We start from the raw sequence: 5,364 nt of genomic DNA on the forward strand, positions 1-5,364 counted from the left end.
AGTCCAGCCGCCGGGTCGACCCGGCCCGCGGGGCTCACGAGGGCCGCTCGCGCCCCGCGAGTCGACGCAGGCCGCGTCGCAGCGGGGCAGGGACGGCGGCCCGCAGGCCGTGCGGGAGCTTGTCGGCGGAGTGCTCCACCTGCGCGGGCTTCTTCGAGGCCGCGCCTGCCTCGGCCGCCTTCGCACCGGGCCGCTGCGGGCCGCGCCGCGCACGAGCCTCGGCCGCCACGACCGACGACCGTGAGATCGCCTCGGCCTCCGCGTAGAGATCGGTGTACGCCGCGCGCAGGTCGTCGAGCGTCGCGTGCTCGGCGGGGGTGTCGCCGCCGGGGTCGGCCAACCGGTTGAGCGCGCTCCAGGTCTCGGCCGTGAGCTCGTGCAGTCGGGGCGGCAGGGCGAGGTCGTCGAGGCTCTGCCCCATCCGCCGCAGCGACGGGTCGACGAAGCGGTGGCCCTCGCGGATCCGCTCGGAGTCGGCGTGCAGCACGTGCTCGAGCCCCAGGGTCTCGCCCACGTGCATCGTCGTGCGGGTCCAGTCGTCGAGCAGGTCGGCGTAGCGCACGAACACCCGACCGCCGTCGGCCGCGGACTCGCGGGTGCCTCGCTCGGTGTGCAGCAGCATGTTGAGCCAGGACGCCGTCAGGTGCGCCGAGCCGAGCGTGTTGGCGTAGTAGGTCTGCTTGCTCCCGACCACTTCCGCGGGCGGTCGGAGCATGGTGGCGAAGACCGGGGTCGCCTGGGTGCGGATCGCCGCCACCCGCCACAGCGCCAGGAACCAGCTCAGTCGGGGGTCCTTGACGACGAGCTCGTGGTTGACCGCGAAGTGACCTTCCAGCCACTCGGCGGTGGCGGTGCGCTCCGGCTCGCGGGTGCTCACGCGACCGGTCTCGAACCACGCCTCGGGGCGGGAGTCGGAGACCTGGACGCCGGCCTCGCGCAGCAGCCGGTCGTGGTGGTCGACGACCCACTGCGGCTCGCTGAAGCCCTTGGGGTTGCTGGCGTCGGCCGGCACCTCGGGGCGCGGCACGTGGAGGCCGAGGATCTGCATCAGCCCGGCCATGGTGCTCGTGCCGCTCCGCCCGGCGCCGGCGACGAAGAGCACCTTGCGCGCGCGGTCGGTGGTGCGCTCGACGGGCTCGACGGGCTCGACAGGGCTGGTCGGCGGGACAGAGGCACTCACGAGGCGCGATGCTATCGCCCGCGAGTGGCTCGGGCGGAGCGCGACGCGGCATCACTAGCCTGGGGCCATGCGATGGCGACGGCGTACCTCGACGGCTGACCCTCTGATCAGCGTCGTCATCCCGGTCTTCGACGTCGAGGACTACCTGCCCGCCTGCCTCGACAGCGTGCTCGCCCAGACCCACGCCACGCTCGAGGTGATCGTGGTGGACGACGGCTCGACCGACTCCTCGGGTGCCATCGCCGACGCGTACGCCGTCCGCGACGAGCGCGTGCACGTCGTCCACACCGTCAATCGCGGGCTGGGCGCAGCGCGCAACGAGGGCCTGCGCCATGCCACCGGCGACCTGCTCGCCTTCGCCGACTCCGACGACGTCGTGCCCCCGGAGGCCTACGCCACGCTGCTGCGTCCGGTCCAGCGCGTGGGCGCCGACCTGGTGACCGGCTCGATCGCGCGGTGGCACCCCGAGGCACCCGACGAGACGGCCCGGCTGGCTCAGCCGCCGTGGATGCGACGACTGCACGCGACCCGACGTTCGGCGGTGATCGACCAGATGCCCGAGCTGCTCGGTGACGTCTTCGCCTGGAACAAGCTCTACCGACGCGAGTTCTGGGACCGGGCCGGCCTCAGCTGGCCCGAGGGCACGCGCTACGAGGACCAGCCGACGCTCACCCACGCCTACCTCCAGGCACGCCTGGTCGCCGTCGTCCCCGAGATCGTCTACCACTGGCGGATCCGCACCGACGGCACGTCGATCACCCAGCAGCGGGCCTCGCTGACCGACCTCCGCGACCGGTGGGCGACCAAGCGCACCTCGCAGCAGTCGGTCAGCGACTACGGCTCGCCCAAGGTGTCGAAGATCTTCCACGACCGCGTGCTCGCCGGCGACCTCCACCAGTACTTCGTGCTCATCCCCGACGCCGACGACGAGTGGTACGACCTCCTGGAGGCGGGCGTGCGGGAGTTCTTCGGGGAGCGCTCCCTCGTCCACTCCGGCCTTCCGCCCATGCACCGCCTCACCGGCTGGCTGGTCGAGCAGGGCCGACGCGAGGACGCCGCGCACGTGATGCGCTTCCTGCACGACCTGCCGAAGGGGGCCTGGGCGCCGCGCGTCGAGGACGGCCAAGGCCGTCGGATCGACGTGCCCGGGCTGGACCCGAGCACCCTCGACCGGGCAGCGGTGGCGCTACGCGACCACGAGCGCTGACCCGCCCAGGGAGCACAGATAGAGGCGTCCACCCCTCGGTGGTGGTTAGGGTTGCTGGGTTTCCCTCACTCTCCCAGCGCGAATCGAGCCACCAGATGATCGAGTTCGAGTCGGTGACCAAGCAGTTCCCGGACGGCACCGTGGCCGTCAAGGACTTCAGCCTCACGCTGCCCACGCACAAGACGACGGTCTTCGTCGGATCCTCCGGCTGCGGCAAGACCACGCTCCTGCGCATGATCAACCGGATGATCGACCCGACCTCGGGACGCATCACCATCGACGGCGAGGACATCACCGGCCAGGACAAGGTCAAGCTGCGACGCAGCATCGGCTACGTGCTCCAGGCCTCGGGGCTGCTGCCCCACCGCAAGGTGATCGACAACGTCGCCACCGTGCCGATGCTCAACGGAGTGCCCAAGGCTCAGGCCCGCGAAGCGGCGCTCGACCTCCTCGACAAGGTCGGCCTCGATCGCTCGCTGGCGAAGCGCTACCCGCGTCAGCTCTCCGGGGGCCAGCAGCAGCGCGTCGGGGTGGCCCGGGCGCTCGCGAGCGACCCCAACGTCCTGCTCATGGACGAGCCGTTCGGCGCCGTCGACCCGATCGTGCGCGCCGACCTCCAGACCGAGCTCAACCGGCTCCAGGCCGACCTCGGCAAGACGGTCGTCTTCGTGACCCACGACGTCGACGAGGCGTTCCTGCTCGCCGACCAGGTCGTGATCCTCAAGAAGGGCGGCGAGATCGCCCAGGCCGGCACCCCCGCGGAGATCCTGGCCGACCCGGCCGACGACTTCGTGGCCTCGTTCATCGGTGCCGACAAGAGCAAGCGCCGGCTCCGGCTCCACCGCGACCCCCAAGGTGTCGACCTCGTGGTCGACGAGGACGGCCGCATGGTCGGTGTCCTGCGGGGAGACTGAGCGCGGCCATGGACTGGACTCTCGCCAACCTCGACCTCATCCGGAGCGTGACCTGGACCCACGTTCAGATTGCGATCCTGCCGATCGTGCTGAGCTTCTTCCTCGCCCTGCCCCTGGGCTGGCTCGCCAACCGCACGCCGTTGCTGCGCTCGATCGTGATCACCGCCGGCAGCCTGCTCTACACGATTCCCTCGCTGCCGCTGTTCGTGATCCTGCCGCTCATCCTCGGCACCCGGGTGCTCGACGCGACCAACCTCGTCGTGGCCCTGACGATCTACGGCGTCGCGATCATGACCCGCGCAGCGGCTGACGCCCTCGCCTCGGTCGACGCCATCACGGTCGACGCCTCGATCGCGGTCGGCTTCTCGCCCGCCTCGCGATTCCTGCGCGTCGAGCTGCCGCTGGCCGGTCCGGTCCTGCTGGCCGGCATCCGGGTGGTCTCGGTCAGCACCATCGCGCTGGTCTCGGTCGGCGTCATCATCGGCTCGCGCAACCTCGGCTTCCTGTTCGCCAACGGCAAGCAGCGCGACATCCTCGAGGAGGTCGTGGTCGGGATCCTGATCAGCCTGCTGCTCGCCCTGGTGTTCGACGTGATCATCGTGCTCCTCGGCCGCATCTTGATGCCGTGGAACCGCAAGGCCCCCACGAAGTCGCGACGCTCGCGCACCGAGGTGCCCGACCAGGATTCCGACGTGTCGACCAACCCGGGCTGGAACACCGTTGCTCGCGCCGGCGGGGGCGATGCCTGATGGAGCTCTTCCTCAGCGCGCTGCGCTGGGTCGTCGACCCTGCCAACTGGGAGCCGGGCAGCCTGAGCCCGCTCCCCATCCAGGACCGCCTCTGGGAGCACCTGCGCTACACCGCCGCCTCCGTCGTCATCGCCGCCCTGATCGCGCTCCCGCTGGGCTTCTACATCGGCCACACCGGACGGGGTCGCCAGTTCGTGATCGGCTTCACCGGTGCCATGCGCGCGCTGCCGACCCTCGGGCTCCTGTACTTCCTGCTGATGGTCTTCGGCTACTGGTTGTCCTTCGACACCGCGCCGATCGTCGGCGCCACGATCGCGTTCGTCATCCTCGCCATCCCCTCGATGCTCGCCGGCGCCTACGCCGGGCTCGAGGCGGTGGACCGCCAGACGATCGACGCGGCCCGTGCCAGCGGGATGACGGAGTGGCAGATCCTGGTCAAGGTCGAGATCCCGCTCTCACTGCCCCTCATCATCGGCGGCCTGCGGGCTGCGACCCTCCAGGTGATCGCCACGGTCACCATCGCGTCGTACGCCGGACTGGGAGGGCTGGGACGCATCATCACCAGCGGCATCGGCCTCAACGACTACGACAAGATCCTCGGCGGCGCCCTCCTGGTCACCGCCCTCGCACTTCTGGTCGACGGCCTCTTCGCCGTCGCCCAGCGACTCACGGCTCGTCCGGGAGTCACCGAGCAACGCCCCGCGGCACGTCGCCGCACCAGTCGGTCACCACGGCCGCGCACGCGTCAAGACGCGTGAGAAGAAAGGGACCACCACCATGCCCAGCAACCACCTGCTCCGTCGTATCGGAACGGCCGTCGCCGCTGTCGGCCTCACCGCGTCCCTCGCTGCCTGCGCCTCGGAGGACCCCACCGCCCCCGACACAGGGGACTCCGGCTCCTCCGCCGGCGGTGACGTCACCGTCGGCTCGTTCGCCTTCCCCGAGAGCGAGATCCTCGGCGAGATCTACTCCCAGGCCCTCGAGGACGCCGGCTTCAAGGTGACCGAGCGCTTCAACATCGGCCCGCGCCAGCAGACGATTCCCGCTCTCCAGGACGGCTCGATCAACCTGATCCCGGAGTACAACGGCAACCTGCTGGCCTACTACGACACCGAGTACACCGAGCGCACGACCGAGGAGGTCGACGGCGCCCTGACCGATCTCGCCGGCAATCTCTGAGGCGGACAGGAACGCCACCTCGACATTGTCGAGGCCATCGATGCGGGCGCGGTATTTGCGATCGTCCTCGGGCAGGATGACCGCGAGGCCTGCCTTGGCCAGCACCTCGAGCGACTGTTCCTTGAGACGGCCCTT

At 70.5% G+C, this 5,364-nt stretch carries 6 protein-coding genes; 5 read left to right on the forward strand and 1 reads right to left on the reverse strand.

The window, feature by feature from the left end:
- Positions 1-34 precede the first annotated feature (34 nt).
- Positions 35-1,180, reverse strand: a complete 1,146-nt coding sequence (locus tag VOI19_RS13500) for a sulfotransferase family protein (protein ID WP_323793483.1) — start codon at positions 1,178-1,180, stop codon at positions 35-37.
- Positions 1,181-1,247: 67 nt separating this feature from the next.
- Between VOI19_RS13500 and VOI19_RS13505 the strand changes: the two genes are divergently transcribed.
- From VOI19_RS13505 to VOI19_RS13525, 5 genes are all read left to right on the forward strand, one after another.
- Complete coding sequence (locus VOI19_RS13505; protein WP_323793484.1) at positions 1,248-2,387, forward strand: glycosyltransferase family 2 protein; 1,140 nt, start codon at positions 1,248-1,250, stop codon at positions 2,385-2,387.
- 95 nt (positions 2,388-2,482) lie between these two features.
- Positions 2,483-3,301: an ABC transporter ATP-binding protein gene (locus tag VOI19_RS13510; protein ID WP_323793485.1), complete on the forward strand. Its 819-nt coding sequence runs from the start codon at positions 2,483-2,485 to the stop codon at positions 3,299-3,301.
- A gap of 8 nt (positions 3,302-3,309) precedes the next feature.
- Positions 3,310-4,050: an ABC transporter permease gene (locus VOI19_RS13515; protein ID WP_323793486.1), complete on the forward strand. Its 741-nt coding sequence runs from the start codon at positions 3,310-3,312 to the stop codon at positions 4,048-4,050.
- Positions 4,050-4,808 carry an ABC transporter permease gene (locus VOI19_RS13520; RefSeq protein WP_323793487.1) on the forward strand — a complete coding sequence of 253 codons (759 nt, stop codon included), beginning with the start codon at positions 4,050-4,052 and terminating at the stop codon, positions 4,806-4,808. Before VOI19_RS13515 ends, VOI19_RS13520 begins: the two co-directional genes overlap by 1 nt.
- A gap of 19 nt (positions 4,809-4,827) precedes the next feature.
- Positions 4,828-5,229 (forward strand): glycine betaine ABC transporter substrate-binding protein, encoded by a 402-nt coding sequence (locus VOI19_RS13525; RefSeq protein ID WP_323793488.1) that lies wholly within the window; start codon positions 4,828-4,830, stop codon positions 5,227-5,229.
- Positions 5,230-5,364: the final 135 nt, after the last annotated feature.

It is taken from the genome of Nocardioides sp. (genome assembly GCF_034670285.1).
Classification (GTDB): domain Bacteria; phylum Actinomycetota; class Actinomycetes; order Propionibacteriales; family Nocardioidaceae; genus Nocardioides.